Genomic DNA, 16,433 nt, shown 5'->3' with positions numbered 1-16,433 from the left:
CCCTCTGTCCCGTTACCTGAGAGTGTAACCCCGATCGCCACGCGGCGATCACGGCTTCCCCTTCGGTGGGTGCCCTTATCGCACCTCTCTCCAGAGTGTCCTGGCCTTGCGGTCCTTGGTGCCTGAGAGATTCCGGGAGGTTGCTCCGTCGGCGCCGGATGGAGGCTGAAGGCCCCGTCCGGTCTCTCCCGCAAGGCTGTAGCGGACATACGAGTATTCCACCCGCAGAGGTTGCTGGCAACGATAATCGGCCGATGGCTGGGTTCCTGCTCGCGCGCGGTTCAGTGCTGCCCATGGATCTTCCTCGAGTCTTGGGCAGGGACGGTCTTGCGAGGCCGACTCGGCAGACGCCGCCCTCCTGGAACATCGCGCCAGGGAGGGTGCCGTCCAGGCCGCCTTTGCTATTCGGAAAGGTTAGTCACGTTAGATCGAAAACTGTCGGCCCATTCTCTCGCAACCAATCGGTTCCGCGCGGGTCTCAGCAATGGCGCGGGGGATGTTATTCAACACGGCGGGTATGAGGACTAGATGACCACCACTCTCGCAACAGGTTTCGCAGCTAAAACGGTAACCTCGGCCGAATCATTGCGCGATCCGTGCAATCTCTTCGAGGAAAGGTTGGGATCGATCGAACCCAAACGGAACATCAAGACCGATGCGGCGAATAATATGCGTCTATGATATACAAAGGATCGTTCGAGACTTCGAATCGACTGCTTGCCTGCGATCCAAAATATATCGCAGCTCGTCCCGAACGTTAACCAGCCGTTGCTGCTTAGTGTGATAACACCGGAAAGTGCTATGATCGGCTACACAGCGGTACGTCACGCCAATGGCGAGATAGACGTGACGTCCAAAGGCACCTTGAACGGGGCACCTCCGAGCCACCTGCTGCACCTGAAGCACTATCGGCTGATCCCCGGACCATCACCGACAATATTCGTGAACGGCGTCTCACTGGACACGCTACCACCAGACGAGCAACGCCAGCACGTGTGGGGGCTGACGCACGCCGCCTTGCATGGCTAGGCTCACCCCAGCAGCATGCGCAGATGGTCGTTGAGGAAGCGGCCCTGGGGATCGAGGCGGCGGCGGAGCGCGCGGAAATCCTCGGCGCGGGGATAGATCTGCGTCACATCCTCCGTGTCGAGGAAATGCATCTTGCCCCAATGCGGTCGGGACTTGTAGCGGCGCAGGATCGTGTCCGTGTCGCGGAGGAAGTCCCAATAGTCGATGCCGGGACCGCCGGACACCGAAAGCGTGATGCTGTCCTGATGATGGAAGGGACTCATCCAGGCCGGGTCGCCGGCGGTGAAGCGATACTCGATCGGGAAGATGCAATTGGTGTGTTTGGTGAGCATGAGGTCGCGCACCGCCCGCACGGCGTCCTTGCCGTGTTCCAGCGGCACCGCGTATTCCAGCTCGACGAAGTTGGGCACGTATTCGATGGGATACACATCGGAACTATAGGCGACGCGCTCGAAGGGGCTTTCCTTCGGCGGCGCCTCGGTAATGTCCATCACCTTCATCTCGCAGACATCGGCGGTTTTGTCGGTGCTGGAAACCGCGGCGGTATCGGCGAGGCAATAGAGATGGCGGCTTTCGGGAGTCGGGCACCAGAAGAAGCCGAAATGCCGGTGGGTGGCGGCGAGTTCGTCATGCCGCGCCATGCAGGTCTCGAAATCATCGCGCCATAGCCGCTCGTGCAGATTGTAGGCCGGCATCGTCTGCAGCGTGAGCGCCGAAATTACCCCCAGCGTGCCGACGGAGACCTGGGCCGCATGCAGCAGTTCCGGGTCGCTCTCGTCGATCGCGAGGATGGTGCCGTCCGCTTGCACCAGACGCAGGCCGACGATCTGCGAGGCCAGGTTCCCAAGGCGCAACCCAGTGCCATGCGTGCCGGTGGTGAACGCGCCGGCAATCGCCTGCGTGTCGATGTCGCCCTGGTTGGTGAGGGAAAGGCCGCGCGCCTTCAGGGCACGGCCGAGATCCCCGATCCGCGTGCCGGCGGCAACCGTTACGCGGTGACGGCTTTCATCGACATCAATGATGCCGCGCAGATTGGCGAGGGATAGCAGCAGCCCGTTGGTGCCCACGACGGGCGTGAAGGAATGGCCGGAGCCGGCAACGCGAAGATTGAGGTCGCGGGCATCGGCTTCGGCCATCATTTCGGCGAGCTGCGCCTCGCTCTCGGGCGCCCCCTTGTAGCGGCTGATGCAGGACTGGTTGCCGACCCAGTTGCGCCACAGGCCGCCCTTTTCGAAGTCCATCGCTCGCTCCCCAAACTGGCCGGTTCTAGTTCCGCCTGAAGCTCCCAGGCAGCAGCACAAGGCTGCGGATCGCAAGCAAGCCCACGACCAAATTCGCCGCGCAAAACAAGACCGGCGCAAGCTCGGCAACAGCGCCGGTTTCACCGTGGATCACCATGACTAGCGGTGCATTGGCGAGCGCCGTTACGCCGAAGCTGAAGGCCCAATAGGAGGCGGCGAAGCGCTGCTCCGTGATCCAAGGCAGCACCCGTAGGAGCAACAGGGCCTGAAGCAGGCCATATCCCAGCATGGCGCGCGCCGCGAGGTCCGGAGCACCGCCTGAGACGTAGAGATAAGCGACGGCACCGACCACCGGTGGCGCAAGCTGCAGGCCGAGAGTCGGTCGCAATGCTGCCGGCATGACCGCCCCTGTATAGAGCCTGTGCAGCAACACCGACTCGATGGCGATCCAGGAAAATAGGCCGGCCCCGAAGGCGAGTTGACCCCAGTCGGGATAGCCGAGTGCCGAGACCACGATAGCGGTGACGAAGGACCCCGCGACGGCGGGGAGATACAGCACCGCGGTTGTTGTTCCAGGATCACGCTCGCCGCGCCACAGCAGACCGGTGCGCCAGAGTGCGAAGCCCAGGGTGAAAAGCGCGCCCGGCGTGAAAAAGACCCAGGCCATCGCTCGGGAATATGGCAGGGCGGCCCCCGCGATCAACATGGTCGCGACGCCGATCAGCCCGAAGAAGCAGCACTGCACGGGGTGGCCGAGTTCGACCAGCGCGGCGTCACGCGCGAAGATGCACTTGGCGGTATAAAGGACGATCAGCACAGCCCAGATGATGGCGGCGATCGCGAGGATCGTCTCGCCGACAGCGCTCGGCAATCCCCAGGCTCGATGGGCGGAGCGCCAGTCGAAACCGAGGCCCGCGACGCCCAATACGATGCCGAAGAGGGCTGCCGGGATCATCGGCAAGGCGATCCGTGAAGACATCCGTGGCGGCCTGCTCTCCGGGACAAGCCTCAAGCTATGGCGGTTTTGTCAGCCCGGCGCCACGGCATTGACCAGCGGTGCCGCCGGTCCGTCCGGCCCGCGCATGCCGAGGCGACCGAGGCCGGGAAGCTTGATCGCCGGGCGCCTGAGATCGAGACCAGCGACGGCGCCGAGGATATTGACCTCGACGCCCTCAACCCAGGCCAGCGTCACGCCGAGATAGCCGCCGATGGTGAGGCGTAAGCCGGTGGCGGAGGGGGCTCGGCGCAGCCAGCGGCCGTCATAGGGGAAGTCCTTGCCGATCGCCGTGGGCGGCAAAGCAGCGCGGATTTCCGGCACCGCGTCGATAATGGCGGCGACGAAGGTGTTGGAGTTCGGACCAGGCCAGGCGCGGTAGTCGCCATGGTTCCTTAGGGCATAGCCCTGGATTGCCGCCTGCACGCGCGGGATCAGGGCGGCGGCGGCGGCGCCGTCGGTCGCGAAGACCACCTCTGGGCGCTGTCCGAACCAGCGCCCGTCGGGCTCGAAGCCGTTCAGGCGGATCGGGTCGCCCCAGGCCGTGTAGTCGTAGCGGGTATAGGTGGCAGCGCCGGTGGGCTTGAAGACGATCCAGCAATGGGTCGCGAAGATGCCGCGCCAGCGGACCGTCTGCGCGGCGAAGATGCGAACCACGGCCTGCGGATGGCGGCTGGCCGGCGGCAGGTGGCCGATGCTCGACCGGTCCGCCGTCCGCCATCCCGCGCCGACGCCCTTGAGCCGGTAGAGCACCGCCGAGATGCCGAGCGGCAGCGGGTAGAAGACCAGGAACAGCAGCAACGAAGTTTCGAACAAGCGCATGCGGCAGGAAATTGGTGCGGCGCAGCAGATCTCAACGGCGTCCTATGGCTGATCTGATGCCCGGATCTCGACGACAATCGCTTCCGATCCTCCGAGGGTGGTCTCGCCAGCCAAAGTCTCGCCGCGCCCTTGGGTAGAGAGGATGATTTTGCCCGCCGAGGTGTAGATGCTTCGGGGCGTCTCTCCGAGGTTGAGGAAAATGGCGAGTCGCTGAGTGTCGCTGTGGCGTTCGTACGAGAGCACGTCGCCATCCGCCACTACGTGAGCCACTCGGCCATGCAGCAGGGCCGGGCTCCCCCGGCGAAGTGCGATGAGTTCGCGGTAGAGAGCCAGCATGGAGGTGGGGTCAGCCGCCTGTCTCGCCGCATCGGTGGCCTGCGCGCCGAAGCGCAGCCAGGGGGTGCCGGTGCTGAAGCCATGGCCGGACGAGCCATCCCAAAGCATCGGGGTCCGCTCCGGATCGCGCCCCAGGCCACGGCCGGGCTCGCGCTTTTCCGCCGGGTCCTGCACCTCCGCTGGTGGGATCGGCACATCCTCCATGCCGATCTCCTCGCCGTAGAAGATCGTCGGCGTGCCACGCAGGGTCAGCAGCAACATCGCGGCGACCCTTGCCTGGGCCGCGCCGATCCGGCTCGCGATGCGGGGACGATCGTGGTTGCCGAGCACCCAGTTAGGCCAGCCACCCGCCGGCAAGGCCGCCTCGTAGGTCTCGATGATGGCCGCGATGGTCGCCGCGTTCCAGGCGCTCAGCAGCAGCTGGAAGTTGAAGGGCAGCTGGGCGCCGTCGAGATTCGGACCGTAATAGGTCACCAGCCGATCGATCGGCAGGTAGAGTTCACCGATCATGACGCGATCAGGATATTCGTCGAGAACCCTGCGCAATCCGGCGACGACATCATGCACCTCGGGCCGATCGGCGGTGTACAGCGGGATCAGCCTGTCATGAGACGAGCCGCCGGGTGTGTAGTCCGGGTTCGGCGGATTGTCGCGGAACTGGTCGTCCTTGATCATCATCCACATGACATCGACGCGGAATCCATCCACCCCGCGGTTGAGCCAGAAACGCAGCGCATCAGCCATGGCCGCCCGCACCGCCGGATTGCGCCAGTTGAGGTCGGGCTGCTGCGGCAGGAAGGAGTGGTAATAGTATTGGCCGGTGCGCTCATCCAGCGTCCAGCCAAGACCGCCGAAATTGCTCAGCCAGTTGTTGGGCGGTCCTCCATCGGGCGCCGGGTCGCGCCAGAGATACCAGTCGCGGTGTGGGGATGTCCGGCTCGCGGAGCTGTCGAGGAACCAGGGGTGCTGGTCGGAGGTATGGTTGGGCACGAAGTCCAGGATGAGCTTCAGTCCTAGGCCATGGGCACGGGCCACTAGCGCGTCGAAATCCGCCATCGTGCCGAAGATCGGATCGATCCCGCAGTAATCGGCGACGTCGTAGCCGAAATCCGCCATTGGCGAGGGGTAGATCGGCGAGAGCCAGACCGCATCCACGCCAAGCGAAACCAGATAATCCAGTCGCTCGGCAATCCCCCGGAGGTCGCCGACGCCATCCCCGTTGGTATCCTGGAATGATCGCGGATAGACCTGATAAACGATCCCGCGCTGCCACCAAGCCATTTCCATTCACGCACTCCACCTCATGTCAGACCGGACGGCGGCGGCGATCACGTCGCCCGCCCCAAGAGATGGCAGGGATGGACGCATGATCAACGACCTGTGGTACAAGAACGCGATCATCTACTGCCTGTCGGTCGGCACCTTCATGGATGCGGATGGCGATGGGGTCGGGGACTTCAAAGGCCTGATCCGCCGGCTGGACTATCTGCAGGGCCTCGGTGTAACGGCAATCTGGCTGATGCCGTTCCAGCCCTCGCCGCAGCGCGACAACGGTTATGATGTGGCGGATTACTACGGGGTCGATCCGCGCTTCGGCACGCTTGGCGACTTCGTTGAATTCACCAATGGGTGCAAACAGCGCGGCATGCGGGTGCTGATCGATCTGGTGGTCAATCACACCTCCGATCAGCATGCTTGGTTCCAGGAGGCTAGGCGCGACCCGAAGTCCCGCTATCGCGACTGGTATGTGTGGTCGGAGAAGAAGCCGGCGCATAGCGAGGATGGCGTGGTCTTCCCCGGCGTGCAGAAATCGACCTGGACGCGTGATCCGCTCGCGAAAGCCTGGTATTTCCACCGCTTCTACGAATTTCAGCCCGATCTCGACACGGCGAATCCCGTTGTCCAGGCGGAGATCCTCAAGATCATGGGATTCTGGCTGCAGCTCGGCGTCTCCGGCTTCCGGATGGATGCGGTGCCGTTCGTGATTGCCCGCAAGGGCGCAGGAATCACGAAGCCGGTTGAGCAATACGACATGCTGCGGAGTTTTCGCGAGTTCCTGCAGTGGCGGCAGGGCGAGGCGATCATTCTCGGCGAGGCGAATGTCTTGCCGAATACCGACATGGAATATTTCGGAGAGACCGGCGAACGCATGCAGATGATGTTCAATTTCCAGGTCAATCAGCATCTGTTTTATGCACTGGCCAGCTCCGACACGCGCCCCCTGGCACGCGCGCTGAAGGCGACCGAACCGCGGCCGGCGACCGCGCAATGGGGCCTGTTCCTGCGCAACCATGACGAACTTGATCTCGGACGCCTGACCAAAACCCAGCGGGACGTGGTGTTCGCCGCTTTCGGGCCGGACAAGAATATGCAGCTCTATAATCGCGGGATCCGCCGCCGCCTGGCGCCCATGCTGCAAGGCGACCGGCGGCGGTTGGAGATGGCCTATAGCCTGATGATGACGCTGCCGGGCACGCCGGTCGTTCGCTACGGCGACGAAATCGGCATGGGTGACGATCTCAGTCTGCCCGAGCGCAATTGCGCTAGGACGCCGATGCAATGGTCATCTGAGGCGCAGGGCGGGTTTACGTATAGTGACTCGCCCGTTCTGCCGGTGATTGGCGACGGCGCGTATTCGTATGAGCATGTGAACGTCGCTGACCAGCGCCGTGATCCGGACTCGATGCTGAATTGGATGGAGCGGATCATCCGCATGCGAAAGGAGGTTCCGGAGATCGGCTGGGGGACCTTCGCTATTCTACGCGTCGACACCGACGAGGTGCTGGCGATGCGTTACGATTGGCGAGGCAATGCCGTGCTGTTCCTGCACAATTTCGGCGCGGTTCCGCGGGAAGTGACGCTGCGGCCCGGCGCGGAGGGAACGCATGATAGCCTGCTGGTGAATTTGCTGTCCAACGATCACAGCGAGCCAGGGACGAACGGGCGGCACAGCGTGCTGCTCGAACCTTATGGCTATCGCTGGTTCCGCGTCGGTGGCCTCGACTATCTGCTTCGTCGGAGCGACGTTTAGTTCGGGATGCCTTCGATCTGTTTTTGAGCTACCACGTCATGCTCGGCGAAGGCCGAGCATCCACGCCTTGCTTGCGCAACGAAGAAGGCGTGGATGGCACGCCTTCGCGTGCCATGACGAATCTTTAGGTCGCGGTTCAACGTCCGATCATCACGCTCTAGTTTGGCCCGAACTGCGCCGCACCAACAAAAAAGAGCGCCCTTGCGAGGCGCTCCCTTTTGCCAACCGAACAGCAGCCGAAGTTAGACGATCTGCTCGCCGTGCATGGTGATGTCGAGACCCTCCACCTCGTCGTCCCGCGAGACGCGGAGGCCGATGGTCATGTCGATGATCTTGAGAATGACGAAGGAGAGCACTCCGCTCCAGATCAGTGTGGCGCCAATGCCTTCGCATTGGATCATGAGCTGATGGAGACTTCCTCCCGATCCTCCGTACAGCGGACCGAAGGCGAATACTCCGGTAAGCAAAGCACCTATAATACCTCCGATGCCATGTACGCCCCAGCAATCCAGGCTGTCGTCGTAGCCGAGGAAGTTCTTCATCGTGGTCGCGGCGAAGAAGCAGCCGACGCCGGCGGCGACGCCGATAATGATGGACGGACCAGGCAACACGAATCCCGAAGCCGGCGTAATCGCGACGAGACCGGCGACGGCGCCAGAAACAATGCCGAGGAGGCTCGGCTTGCCGCGGATGATCCACTCGGCAAACATCCAGCCGAGCGCCGCCGCGGCGGTCGCGATTTGAGTCGCGGCCATCGCCATGCCGGCGCGGCCATTGGCGGCAACCGCGGAACCCGCGTTGAAGCCGAACCAGCCGACCCAGAGCAAGCTCGCCCCGATCATCGAATAGCCCACGTTATACGGATGCATATTCTCGCTGCCGTAGCCGGTGCGCTTGCCGAGCACGATGGCACACATCAAGCCAGCGATACCGGCATTGATATGCACGACGGTGCCGCCCGCGAAGTCGAGCACGCCAGCGGCTCCGGCCCAGCCGGTCGTCGACCACACCCAATGTGCGATCGGGCTGTAGACGACGATCGACCACACCACCATGAAGATGCACATTGCGCTGAACTTCATGCGGTCCGCGAAAGCGCCGCAGATCAGCGCCGGGGTGATGATCGCGAAGGTCATCTGGAACATCATGTAGACGCTTTCGGGGATCGTCTGATCCACCGTGCCGCCCAGCAGGAAGTCCTTGTTCCAGTTGGCGCCAAAGCCATTCAGCATGAAGCGCGAAAGGTCGCCGATATAGGCGTTGCCGGGGGTGAAGGCGAGGCTGTAGCCGACCACGCACCAGACGATCGTGACAAGGCAGCAGATGGCGAAGGATTGCGCCAGCGTCGCCAGCACATTCTTCTTACGCACCATACCAGCGTAAAACAGGCCAAGGCCTGGAATGGTCATCATGAGAACGAGCGCGGTGGATGCCAGCATCCAGGCAGTGTTGCCCGTGTCTATCTTCGGGGCATCCGCGGCGAAGGCGGGAACCGAGATAGCAAGGAACGGCAGCGCGAGAAGCGGTGCCGCGGCGCGCGTCACGCGCCTCGAGAGAAGTCGCTGCATCATCGGTTCCTTTTCAAAGCGCCTCGGCGTCGAGCTCGCCGGTGCGGATCCGCACGACGCGTTCGACGTCCATCAGAAAAATCTTGCCGTCTCCGATCTTTCCTGTGTGCGCGGCACGCATGATGGCCTCGACCACCTGCTCCGCGAGGTCCGATGGCACCGCGACCTCGATCTTGACCTTCGGCAGGAAGTTCACGTGGTACTCCGCGCCGCGGTAGATCTCGGTCTGCCCCTTCTGTCGGCCAAAACCCTTCACCTCGGAGACCGTGAGCCCTTGAACCCCGAGGGGTGTCAGTGCTTCCCGAACATCGTCGAGCTTGAAAGGTTTGATGATGGCCATGACCAGCTTCATGTCGCCGTCCTCTCTCCCGGTTGTCGATCACGCGAAACGTGATTGCCGGGGAGGCTTGCAAGCGGCGTGCCACGGAACAATTTCGCTGGCCGTCCGAGGAGAAGGGCTCTGGCTCGATGGGATGCCGCCTATATAACGGGCAGCCTTTAGCGCCGGGACCGTGATGACCACCGAATTGACTGTCGACGTCTGTATCGTGGGAGCCGGGCCGGTGGGCGGCGCGCTCGCCTGCCGTCTGGCCGAGGCGGGGGCGCGAGTGGCGGTATTCGACCGCGCGCCGCTGTCGCCGATGGAACATCCCGACTTCGATGGCCGGGCCTATGCCATAGCCGCCGGCTCGGTGCCGCTGCTGAGCCAGGGCGGGCTATGGGATGCACTGCCCTTCGAGCCCAGTCCGATCGAGCAGATCCGGGTGTCCGATGGCAGGCCAGGCCGGCCAGCCTCGCCGCTATTCCTTCATTTCGATCAGGCCGAGCTGGATGGCGGACCCTTCGGCTGGATGGTTGAGGCACGGGCTTTGCGGATCGCGTTGAACCGGCGGCTGCATGCCGGCCGCGGCATTACCCTCTTCGCCCCGGCTCAGATCGACGTCGTGCGGAGCGCGGAGGGGGTCGTGGTCCGCACCAAAGCCGGGGAGCGCATCACCTGCCGTCTCGTCATCGCGGCCGAGGGGCGAGAGAGTCCACTGCGGCGCCAAGCGCGTATCCCGGTCATCCGCTACCCCTATCGCCAGAGCGGCATCGTTTGCGCCATCGCGCATGAGCGTCACCACGAGAACGTCGCGCTGGAGCATTTCCTGCCCGGCGGACCCTTCGCGCAGCTTCCCATGGGCCCGACGCCGGGCGCCCCGCATGTCTCGGCGATCGTCTTTACCGACCGCGCGGACGTGGCCAAGCGCCTCGCGGCGCTGGACGCGCCAGCCTTCACCCGCGAGGTGGCCCGGCGGCTGGGCGATCATCTCGGCGGGATTCGCCTGCTGGGGCGGCGCTGGCACTATCCGCTCTCGGCCCTGCTGGCGACGCGCTACGTCGATACGCGGCTCGCCTTGGTGGGTGATGCGGCGCATGGCATCCATCCGATCGCAGGCCAGGGCTTTAATCTGGGGCTGCGCGACGCGGCCGAACTGTCCCGCCTGGTGCTCGAGGCTTTGGAGCGCGGCAATGATCCGGGAGAGAGCGGCGTGCTCGCGCGCTATCAGCGCCAGCGGCGGCCGGACAATCTCATGATGTTGGCGGCGACGGATGTGCTCGACCGGCTATTCAGCAACGACAATCCGCTGCTGCGTGGCGCGCGTGACCTGGGAATCGCCGCCGTCCACCGCCTGCCGCCGGTGAAGCGCTTCTTCATGCGGCGCGCGATGGGTGCTGGCTGAAGGAGGACCCGCTACGACCCCCGCGCCATCGGCGCCACGAATTGGGGCGTCGCGTCGGTGTCCCACGGGAAAAGGATCCAGGTGTCCTGCGATACCTCCGTCACGAAGGTATCCACCTCGTTCTTGCCGGCGGGTTTCGCATAGACCGTGGCGAAATGGGCACGTGGAAGCAGGGCGCGCACGACCCGGGAGGTTGCTCCGGTGTCCACGAGATCATCGACGATCAGGAACCCAGTGCCATCCCCGGCAGCCATCGGCGCCTTGGTGACCCGAGGCTGCCCAAGGTCCTCATCCTCATAGGCGACGACCGAGACGGTTTCGATCAAACGGCATTCCAGTTCTCGCGCGATGATGGCGGCGGGGATCAGGCCGCCCCGAGTCACCGCGACGATGCCCGCCCAAGGGCCGGCGCCCATCAGCCGCCATGCCAGGGCACGCGCATCGCGATGAAGCTGGTCCCAGGTGACCGTGTAGTAATGTTGGGCCATCAGAAGAGCCTGCCTCCGTCGGGGATTCGCAAATCGGGTTTGATGAGCACAACCTCGCCGCTCGCATCCGGCATCCCCAAGGTCAAGACCTCGCTAACGAAAGGACCGATCTGCCGCGTCGGGAAATTGACCACGGCGCAGACCTGCCGCCCGATCAGCGTCTCGGGCATGTAATGGCGCGTGAGCTTGGCGGAGGATCGCTTCACACCGAGCGGCTGGCCGAAGTCGATCCATAGCTTGATCGCGGGCTTTCGCGCCTCAGGGAAAGGCTGGGCATCGACGATCGTCCCGACTCGGATATCCACTTTATGGAAGTCGTCCATGGAGATGGTGCTGCTCACGCTCAAACCTCTTCCAATCCCGCTCGCTCTTGCCGCCATTACCTTGGCGGAGACCGGCCGATCCCCGGCCGTTACCTTGTGGCAGATTGTCCTGTCGTTAAACCTTGGCAATCACCGCAATCAGGCGGCTCGGGCTCTGGATGACCGTGCCCTGGCTGTGTGACAAGAGAAGAATGTTCCACTCCTCGCTTCGGCCTGCCTATGCCTTCAGGGCTCGCTGCCCCGCCCGCGCAGGCATCTTGGCCGCGGCTAGCCTGCTCACGCTCTCCTTTTGCGGCTGCGCCCAAGCTCAGAACGGCTTCCCGAGCTTTCGCAACCTCGTAAAGAAGGTGGCACCCTCCGTCGTCAATATCTCGGTAACCGAGGAACAATCAGCCGAAAGCCCTGACGACGGTCAGGATCAGGTTCCCGGCCGGCACCGTCCCGGCAAGAATCGTGTGCTTGGGGCGGGTTCGGGCTTCATCATCGATCCCAGCGGCTACATCGTGACCAATGACCATGTGGTGGGCGGTGCGAGCCGGATCACCGTTTCCCTGGCAGACGGCACGCAGCTTCCGGCACGAGTCGTGGGGATCGACGAGCTGACGGATATCGCGGTCATCAAGGTGGCCGCCCGCCACGCGCTGCCCGCTGTGAACTGGGGCGATTCGCGACAGGTCGAGGTCGGCGACTGGATCCTAGTCGCCGGCAATCCCTTCGGCCTCGGCAGCTCCGTCACCGCCGGCATAATCTCCGCCCGTGGGCGCGACATCATGAGCGGGCCGTTCGACGACTTCCTGCAGCTCGATGCGCCGATCAATCCCGGCAACTCCGGCGGACCCACCTTCGACATGACGGGTGAGGTCGTCGGCGTGACCACCGCCATCATTTCCCCGACCGGCGGCTCGGTCGGCATCGGCTTCGCTATCCCGAGCGAGTTGGCCGAAGGGATCGTGACGGAGCTGGAACAGCGCGGGCATATCGACCGTGGCTGGCTGGGTATCGGTGTCTCGGATGCGGAGGCTGACGCGGCGGCGCCCGGCGTCGTGGTGACGGGCGTAGAGCCTTCGGGGCCAGCGGCGCGCGCGGGTCTGCGCTCCAAGGACCGCATCCTCACGGTCGATGGCGCGCCCGTCGATACCGCGCTCGGCCTGATCCGCAAGATCGCCGGGATTCATCCGGGGCGCTCCGCGCGGCTCAATGTCGTGCGGCGCGGCAGACCCATGGTGGCGACTGTCGTGGTCGGGCTACGGCCCATGACTCAGGCAGAGTAGAACGACTGAAGGCGAGGAGAGGCCAAGATGCGGATCTTGCTGGTGGAGGATGATCGGGACGTCGCCGGTTTCGTCGTCAAGGGCCTGCGGGAGGCGGGGCATGTCGTCGAGCATGCCGCGAACGGGCGCGACGGGCTGTTCATGGCGGCGAGCGAATCCTTCGACGCGATCATCCTGGACCGCATGCTGCCGGGCGGCATCGACGGGTTGCGGCTGCTGGAAACGCTGCGAGCCCAGGAGAATACGACTCCCGTGTTGTTCCTCTCCGCTCTCGGCCAGGTCGATGACCGGGTAAAGGGCCTGAAGGCCGGCGGCGACGATTACCTCACCAAGCCCTTCGTCTTCGCCGAGCTGCTGGCGCGGGTCGAGGCGCTAACGCGGCGGGGCAAGGCCGATTCGGTGGTGACGCGCCTAGCGGTGGGCGATCTGGAGATGGATCTGCTGTCCCGCAGCGTGCGCCGCGCCGGCCAGAAGATTGATTTGCAGCCGAGGGAATACCGGCTGCTCGAATATCTGATGCGCCATGCCGGGCAGGTCGTGACGCGGACCATGTTGCTGGAGGGCGTGTGGGACTACCACTTCGATCCGCAGACCAATGTGATCGACGTTCATGTCTCCCGGCTGCGGCAGAAGGTCGACAAGCCTTTCCCCCGGCCCTTGCTGCATACCGTCCGCAACGCCGGCTACATCATGCGGCCGGATAACGAGGCCTAGGGACGGATAGCGGGGCGGCCGGATGATGAGCCAGGTCGCGAGGCCGCTCCCGGCACGGGCGCCGGATGCGGCCGATGCTCCGGCGGAGCCCCGGCCGCGTTTCCTGCCACGGGTGCGGCGCGTGAAATTCCTGCGTTCCTCGGCGCTGCGCTTCGCGCTGCTCTACGCCCTCATCTTCGGCGTGAGCGCCTTGGCCTTGGCGATCTTCCTATGGTGGGCGACGGCTGGGCTGCTCAACCGTCAGGTTGAGGCGGCAATCAATGCCGATGCTCAAGGATTGAGCGAGCGCTACCAGGAAGGCGGCCTGGCGGCGCTGGTTCTGACCATTCAGGACCGGCTGGCGCAAAGCCTCGACGAGAACGCGATTTATCTTCTGGCGAATGCGCAGCTCAAGCCCATCACCGGCAACCTGTCGGTGTGGCCGGGACAGGTCTCAGGTCCGGACGATTGGTTCGAGCTGCCGGTGGAGCGCGGCAGCCACGAGGCGCTGGCGCGCATGCATCGCTACGATTTACCCGGCGGCTTTCATCTGCTCATCGGGCGGGACGTGGCATCTCGCGCCAAGCTGCGTTCGCTGCTGACCGCTGGCCTCCTTTGGGCGCTGCTGCTCATGGTCGTGCTCGGCTCGGTCGGCGCCATCGTGATCCAGAGCCTGTTCCGCCGCAGCCTCGCCGATGTGTCGGAGACGGCGGCGGCGATCGCGCGGGGCGATTTGTCGAACCGCGTGCGGCTGTCCGGGCGCGGCGACGAATTCGACCGGCTGGCCGAGACCATCAACGACATGCTCGACCGCATAGCCCGGCTGATGGACGGCGTGCGGCAGGTGTCCAATGCCATTGCCCATGATCTTCGCACGCCGATCACCCGGGCGCGGGCGCGGCTGGAGGATGCGGCGCTGCATGCGCGCGACGCTGGGGACCTGCATGCCGCGGTTGAGCGCGCGACCTTCGATCTGGACGGCATCGTCTCGGTCTTCCAGGGTCTGCTGCGGATCGCCGAGATCGAGGTCGGCTCGCGCCGCTCGGCTTTCGCCTCGCTCGACCTCTATGCGCTGCTGAGCGATATGCAGGAGCTTTATGGCGCGGTCGCGGAGGAGCAGGGGCTCGAGATCGAGCTGCTTGCCAAGCCGCCGCTGCCGGTCTTCGGCGACCGCGATCTGTTGCAGCAAGCGGTGGCTAATCTGCTGGAAAACGCCCTGAAATTCTCGCCGCCGGGCCGGCCGATCCTGCTCGGCGCAGGGCGGCTCGGGGACAAAATCGAGATCGTCGTGGCGGATGGTGGCTGCGGCATCCCGCCGGAGGATCTGGACCGCGTGACCGAACGTTTCTTTCGCGGCGAGAGCGCGCGCAGCACGCCGGGTTCGGGGCTTGGACTCGCTTTGGTCCAGGCGGTCATGCAGCTACACAACGGTTCGCTGCGGCTGGAGGACAACCAGCCGGGGGTTCGAGCGGTGCTCAGCCTGCCCGCGGAGTTCAATGCGAGCCGCCGGTTGAAGGGTGCGCCAGCGGTCGAAACACCGGCGGTGTAGGTTGACCGCGCACAGAGAGTCACTCGGCCGCCGCGGCCCTTGCTGCCGCGCCGGCCGCCAGCGGGCAAAGCGGCAGGGCCAGCGCGAGCAGCGCGCAGAGCAGCAGCAGGTCCGGCCGCGCGGAGAGCCCGGCATTCACGGCGCCAACCGCCGCTGCCCCGAAGATCAAGACTGGTGTCGCGAGTGGTAGGACCAGCAGCGGCAGCAGGACGCCGCCGCGCCGCGCCCCGATGACGAGCGCCGCCCCCGTCGTGCCGATCAGCGACAGGGCGGCGGTGCCCGGCAGCAAACCGAGTAGCAGCGGCGCAAGTTCGGCGGGCGGCAGGCGTAGCATGATCGCGACCGGCGCCGCGATCAGCAGCAGGGGCAGTCCCGTCGTCATCCAATGCGCCACCGCCTTGGCGAGCGCCATCACCGCCGCCGGGGCGCCGGACAGCAGAAGCTGATCGAGCGACCCATCCTCGAAATCGGCGCCGAACATCCGGTCGAGCGGCAGCAGCGCGGCGAGCAGGGCGCAGACCCAGATGGCACCGCCCCCCAGCCGCCCAAGCAATTGCGGCTCCGGCCCGATCGCCAAAGGAAAGAGCGCCGCCGTGAGCACGAAGAACAGCAAAACCGCGAGGGTGTCGCCGCCGTGGCGGAGCGCCAGCCGCAGCTCGCGCCTTAGCAGCTGGAGGAAGGCGCTCATTCGCCGAGCCGCAACGACCGTGGCGAGGCGAGCGGCAAATCCAGATGGGTTGCGGCTACGACGATGCCGCCCGCCGCGCGGTGCTGCTCCACCACAACGCCCAGGGCCACCACTGAGGCCGCATCGAGCGCGGTGGTCGGCTCATCGAGCAGCCAAAGCGGCCGGCGCTGCAGCACCAGCCGCGCGATTGCGAGGCGGCGCTTCTGACCGGCCGAAAGGAAGCGGGCAGGGAGGTCGGCAAGGTCGGCGAGCGCCATCGTCTCCAGCGCAGCCCGCTGCCCATCGCCGCCTCTCGCCGCGCCGAGCGATAGGTTCTCGGCCATCGTCAGGCCCGACTTCACGGCATCCTGATGACCGAGGAAACTGGTGCGGCGGCCGAGAGCTGGAAGATCGCCAAGCGCCTCAGCGCCCTGCCACAACACGTCGCCTGCCGCCGGTGGCACGAAGCCCGCGAGCAGCCGCAGCAGCGTGGTCTTGCCGGAACCATTGGCACCGGTCAGCACCAGCGCCTCTCCGGCGTCAAGGCGGAAGGAGATCGCCTCGAAGACGAGCCGCTCGCCGCGGAAGGCCGCGATATCCCGTAGCTCCAGCACCCGCCGTCGGCCCCTCTTCCATGCACCGGCCGACGTGGACCCCGGCGGATGGCTATGGTTTAACCAAGACCAAGATCCCTTGC

The 16,433-nt window shown here is 65.0% G+C and carries 18 protein-coding genes and 2 riboswitches; of the genes, 8 read left to right on the top strand and 10 right to left on the bottom strand.

Annotated elements, in window-relative coordinates; all coding sequences use genetic code 11:
- Positions 1-98: riboswitch (glycine riboswitch) on the bottom strand.
- Between the two features lies 1 nt (position 99).
- Positions 100-201: riboswitch (glycine riboswitch) on the bottom strand.
- A gap of 327 nt (positions 202-528) precedes the next feature.
- On the top strand, positions 529-681 hold the full coding sequence (locus GSQ83_RS10825; RefSeq protein WP_158802899.1) for a hypothetical protein: 153 nt from the start codon (positions 529-531) through the stop codon (positions 679-681).
- 120 nt (positions 682-801) lie between these two features.
- Complete coding sequence (locus GSQ83_RS10820) at positions 802-1,029, top strand: hypothetical protein (protein WP_158802898.1); 228 nt, start codon at positions 802-804, stop codon at positions 1,027-1,029.
- 2 nt (positions 1,030-1,031) lie between these two features.
- On the opposite strand, the gene GSQ83_RS10815 is transcribed toward GSQ83_RS10820, so the two are convergent.
- From GSQ83_RS10815 to GSQ83_RS10800, 4 genes are read right to left on the bottom strand one after another with little or no spacing between them, the layout of a single operon-like run.
- Positions 1,032-2,270: a D-arabinono-1,4-lactone oxidase gene (locus GSQ83_RS10815; protein ID WP_158802897.1), complete on the bottom strand. Its 1,239-nt coding sequence runs from the start codon at positions 2,268-2,270 to the stop codon at positions 1,032-1,034.
- A 25-nt stretch (positions 2,271-2,295) separates the two neighbouring features.
- Positions 2,296-3,249, bottom strand: coding sequence for a dicarboxylate transporter/tellurite-resistance protein TehA (gene tehA / locus GSQ83_RS10810; RefSeq protein WP_158802896.1), 954 nt, complete (start codon positions 3,247-3,249; stop codon positions 2,296-2,298).
- Between the two features lie 48 nt (positions 3,250-3,297).
- Positions 3,298-4,080, bottom strand: coding sequence for a DUF3750 domain-containing protein (locus GSQ83_RS10805; protein ID WP_371417996.1), 783 nt, complete (start codon positions 4,078-4,080; stop codon positions 3,298-3,300).
- A gap of 48 nt (positions 4,081-4,128) precedes the next feature.
- A complete protein-coding gene (locus GSQ83_RS10800) occupies positions 4,129-5,709 on the bottom strand; it encodes an alpha-amylase family glycosyl hydrolase (protein ID WP_216850040.1) in 1,581 nt (526 codons plus the stop codon).
- A gap of 79 nt (positions 5,710-5,788) precedes the next feature.
- Here GSQ83_RS10800 and GSQ83_RS10795 point away from each other — a divergent pair, with 79 nt between their 5' ends.
- Complete coding sequence (locus tag GSQ83_RS10795) at positions 5,789-7,453, top strand: alpha-amylase family protein (RefSeq protein ID WP_158802894.1); 1,665 nt, start codon at positions 5,789-5,791, stop codon at positions 7,451-7,453.
- A 242-nt stretch (positions 7,454-7,695) separates the two neighbouring features.
- Here GSQ83_RS10795 and GSQ83_RS10790 read toward each other — a convergent pair whose 3' ends face one another.
- Both GSQ83_RS10790 and GSQ83_RS10785 read right to left on the bottom strand, forming a co-directional pair.
- The gene (locus GSQ83_RS10790; protein ID WP_371417999.1) at positions 7,696-9,021 is read right to left on the bottom strand and encodes an ammonium transporter; all 1,326 of its coding nucleotides are present in this window, start codon (positions 9,019-9,021) and stop codon (positions 7,696-7,698) included.
- Between the two features lie 13 nt (positions 9,022-9,034).
- A complete protein-coding gene (locus GSQ83_RS10785; RefSeq protein WP_158802892.1) occupies positions 9,035-9,373 on the bottom strand; it encodes a P-II family nitrogen regulator in 339 nt (112 codons plus the stop codon).
- A gap of 163 nt (positions 9,374-9,536) precedes the next feature.
- Here GSQ83_RS10785 and GSQ83_RS10780 point away from each other — a divergent pair, with 163 nt between their 5' ends.
- A complete protein-coding gene (locus GSQ83_RS10780) occupies positions 9,537-10,745 on the top strand; it encodes a UbiH/UbiF/VisC/COQ6 family ubiquinone biosynthesis hydroxylase (protein WP_158802891.1) in 1,209 nt (402 codons plus the stop codon).
- Positions 10,746-10,756: 11 nt separating this feature from the next.
- Here GSQ83_RS10780 and gpt read toward each other — a convergent pair whose 3' ends face one another.
- Positions 10,757-11,233, bottom strand: coding sequence for a xanthine phosphoribosyltransferase (gene gpt, locus GSQ83_RS10775; protein ID WP_158802890.1), 477 nt, complete (start codon positions 11,231-11,233; stop codon positions 10,757-10,759).
- Positions 11,233-11,556 (bottom strand): tRNA-binding protein, encoded by a 324-nt coding sequence (locus GSQ83_RS10770; protein WP_254065618.1) that lies wholly within the window; start codon positions 11,554-11,556, stop codon positions 11,233-11,235. The genes gpt and GSQ83_RS10770 overlap by 1 nt, the downstream gene beginning before the upstream one ends.
- Here GSQ83_RS10770 and GSQ83_RS29620 point away from each other — a divergent pair.
- From GSQ83_RS29620 to GSQ83_RS10755, 4 genes are all read left to right on the top strand, one after another.
- On the top strand, positions 11,555-11,737 hold the full coding sequence (locus tag GSQ83_RS29620) for a hypothetical protein (protein ID WP_174246653.1): 183 nt from the start codon (positions 11,555-11,557) through the stop codon (positions 11,735-11,737). The two genes, GSQ83_RS10770 and GSQ83_RS29620, sit on opposite strands and share 2 nt — an antisense overlap.
- Before the next feature lie 76 nt (positions 11,738-11,813).
- Positions 11,814-12,827, top strand: coding sequence for a S1C family serine protease (locus tag GSQ83_RS10765; RefSeq protein ID WP_254065617.1), 1,014 nt, complete (start codon positions 11,814-11,816; stop codon positions 12,825-12,827).
- A 27-nt stretch (positions 12,828-12,854) separates the two neighbouring features.
- A complete protein-coding gene (locus GSQ83_RS10760; protein WP_158802888.1) occupies positions 12,855-13,541 on the top strand; it encodes a response regulator transcription factor in 687 nt (228 codons plus the stop codon).
- A gap of 22 nt (positions 13,542-13,563) precedes the next feature.
- Positions 13,564-15,069 carry a HAMP domain-containing sensor histidine kinase gene (locus GSQ83_RS10755; RefSeq protein WP_254065616.1) on the top strand — a complete coding sequence of 502 codons (1,506 nt, stop codon included), beginning with the start codon at positions 13,564-13,566 and terminating at the stop codon, positions 15,067-15,069.
- A 19-nt stretch (positions 15,070-15,088) separates the two neighbouring features.
- Here GSQ83_RS10755 and ccmB read toward each other — a convergent pair whose 3' ends face one another.
- The gene (ccmB, locus tag GSQ83_RS10750; RefSeq protein WP_158802887.1) at positions 15,089-15,757 is read right to left on the bottom strand and encodes a heme exporter protein CcmB; all 669 of its coding nucleotides are present in this window, start codon (positions 15,755-15,757) and stop codon (positions 15,089-15,091) included.
- A complete protein-coding gene (ccmA, locus tag GSQ83_RS10745; RefSeq protein WP_254065615.1) occupies positions 15,754-16,350 on the bottom strand; it encodes a heme ABC exporter ATP-binding protein CcmA in 597 nt (198 codons plus the stop codon). The genes ccmB and ccmA overlap by 4 nt, the downstream gene beginning before the upstream one ends.
- Positions 16,351-16,433: the final 83 nt, after the last annotated feature.

It is taken from the genome of Acidisoma sp. L85 (assembly GCF_009765865.1).
GTDB lineage: Bacteria > Pseudomonadota > Alphaproteobacteria > Acetobacterales > Acetobacteraceae > Acidisoma.
This window is presented reverse-complemented; position numbering and strand designations above follow the sequence as displayed.

What these genes read in the sequence shown, in the direction of transcription:
- GSQ83_RS10825 (WP_158802899.1), top strand. Translation starts at nt 529, where the DNA reads ATGACCACCACTCTCGCAACAGGTTTCGCAGCTAAAACGGTAACCTCG.
- GSQ83_RS10820 (WP_158802898.1), top strand. Translation starts at nt 802, where the DNA reads ATGATCGGCTACACAGCGGTACGTCACGCCAATGGCGAGATAGACGTG.
- GSQ83_RS10815 (WP_158802897.1), bottom strand. Translation starts at nt 2,270, where the DNA reads ATGGACTTCGAAAAGGGCGGCCTGTGGCGCAACTGGGTCGGCAACCAG.
- tehA (WP_158802896.1), bottom strand. Translation starts at nt 3,249, where the DNA reads ATGTCTTCACGGATCGCCTTGCCGATGATCCCGGCAGCCCTCTTCGGC.
- GSQ83_RS10800 (WP_216850040.1), bottom strand. Translation starts at nt 5,709, where the DNA reads ATGGAAATGGCTTGGTGGCAGCGCGGGATCGTTTATCAGGTCTATCCG.
- GSQ83_RS10795 (WP_158802894.1), top strand. Translation starts at nt 5,789, where the DNA reads ATGATCAACGACCTGTGGTACAAGAACGCGATCATCTACTGCCTGTCG.
- GSQ83_RS10790 (WP_371417999.1), bottom strand. Translation starts at nt 9,021, where the DNA reads ATGCAGCGACTTCTCTCGAGGCGCGTGACGCGCGCCGCGGCACCGCTT.
- GSQ83_RS10785 (WP_158802892.1), bottom strand. Translation starts at nt 9,373, where the DNA reads ATGAAGCTGGTCATGGCCATCATCAAACCTTTCAAGCTCGACGATGTT.
- GSQ83_RS10780 (WP_158802891.1), top strand. Translation starts at nt 9,537, where the DNA reads ATGACCACCGAATTGACTGTCGACGTCTGTATCGTGGGAGCCGGGCCG.
- gpt (WP_158802890.1), bottom strand. Translation starts at nt 11,233, where the DNA reads ATGGCCCAACATTACTACACGGTCACCTGGGACCAGCTTCATCGCGAT.
- GSQ83_RS29620 (WP_174246653.1), top strand. Translation starts at nt 11,555, where the DNA reads ATGGAGATGGTGCTGCTCACGCTCAAACCTCTTCCAATCCCGCTCGCT.
- GSQ83_RS10770 (WP_254065618.1), bottom strand. Translation starts at nt 11,556, where the DNA reads ATGGACGACTTCCATAAAGTGGATATCCGAGTCGGGACGATCGTCGAT.
- GSQ83_RS10760 (WP_158802888.1), top strand. Translation starts at nt 12,855, where the DNA reads ATGCGGATCTTGCTGGTGGAGGATGATCGGGACGTCGCCGGTTTCGTC.
- GSQ83_RS10755 (WP_254065616.1), top strand. Translation starts at nt 13,564, where the DNA reads ATGATGAGCCAGGTCGCGAGGCCGCTCCCGGCACGGGCGCCGGATGCG.
- ccmB (WP_158802887.1), bottom strand. Translation starts at nt 15,757, where the DNA reads ATGAGCGCCTTCCTCCAGCTGCTAAGGCGCGAGCTGCGGCTGGCGCTC.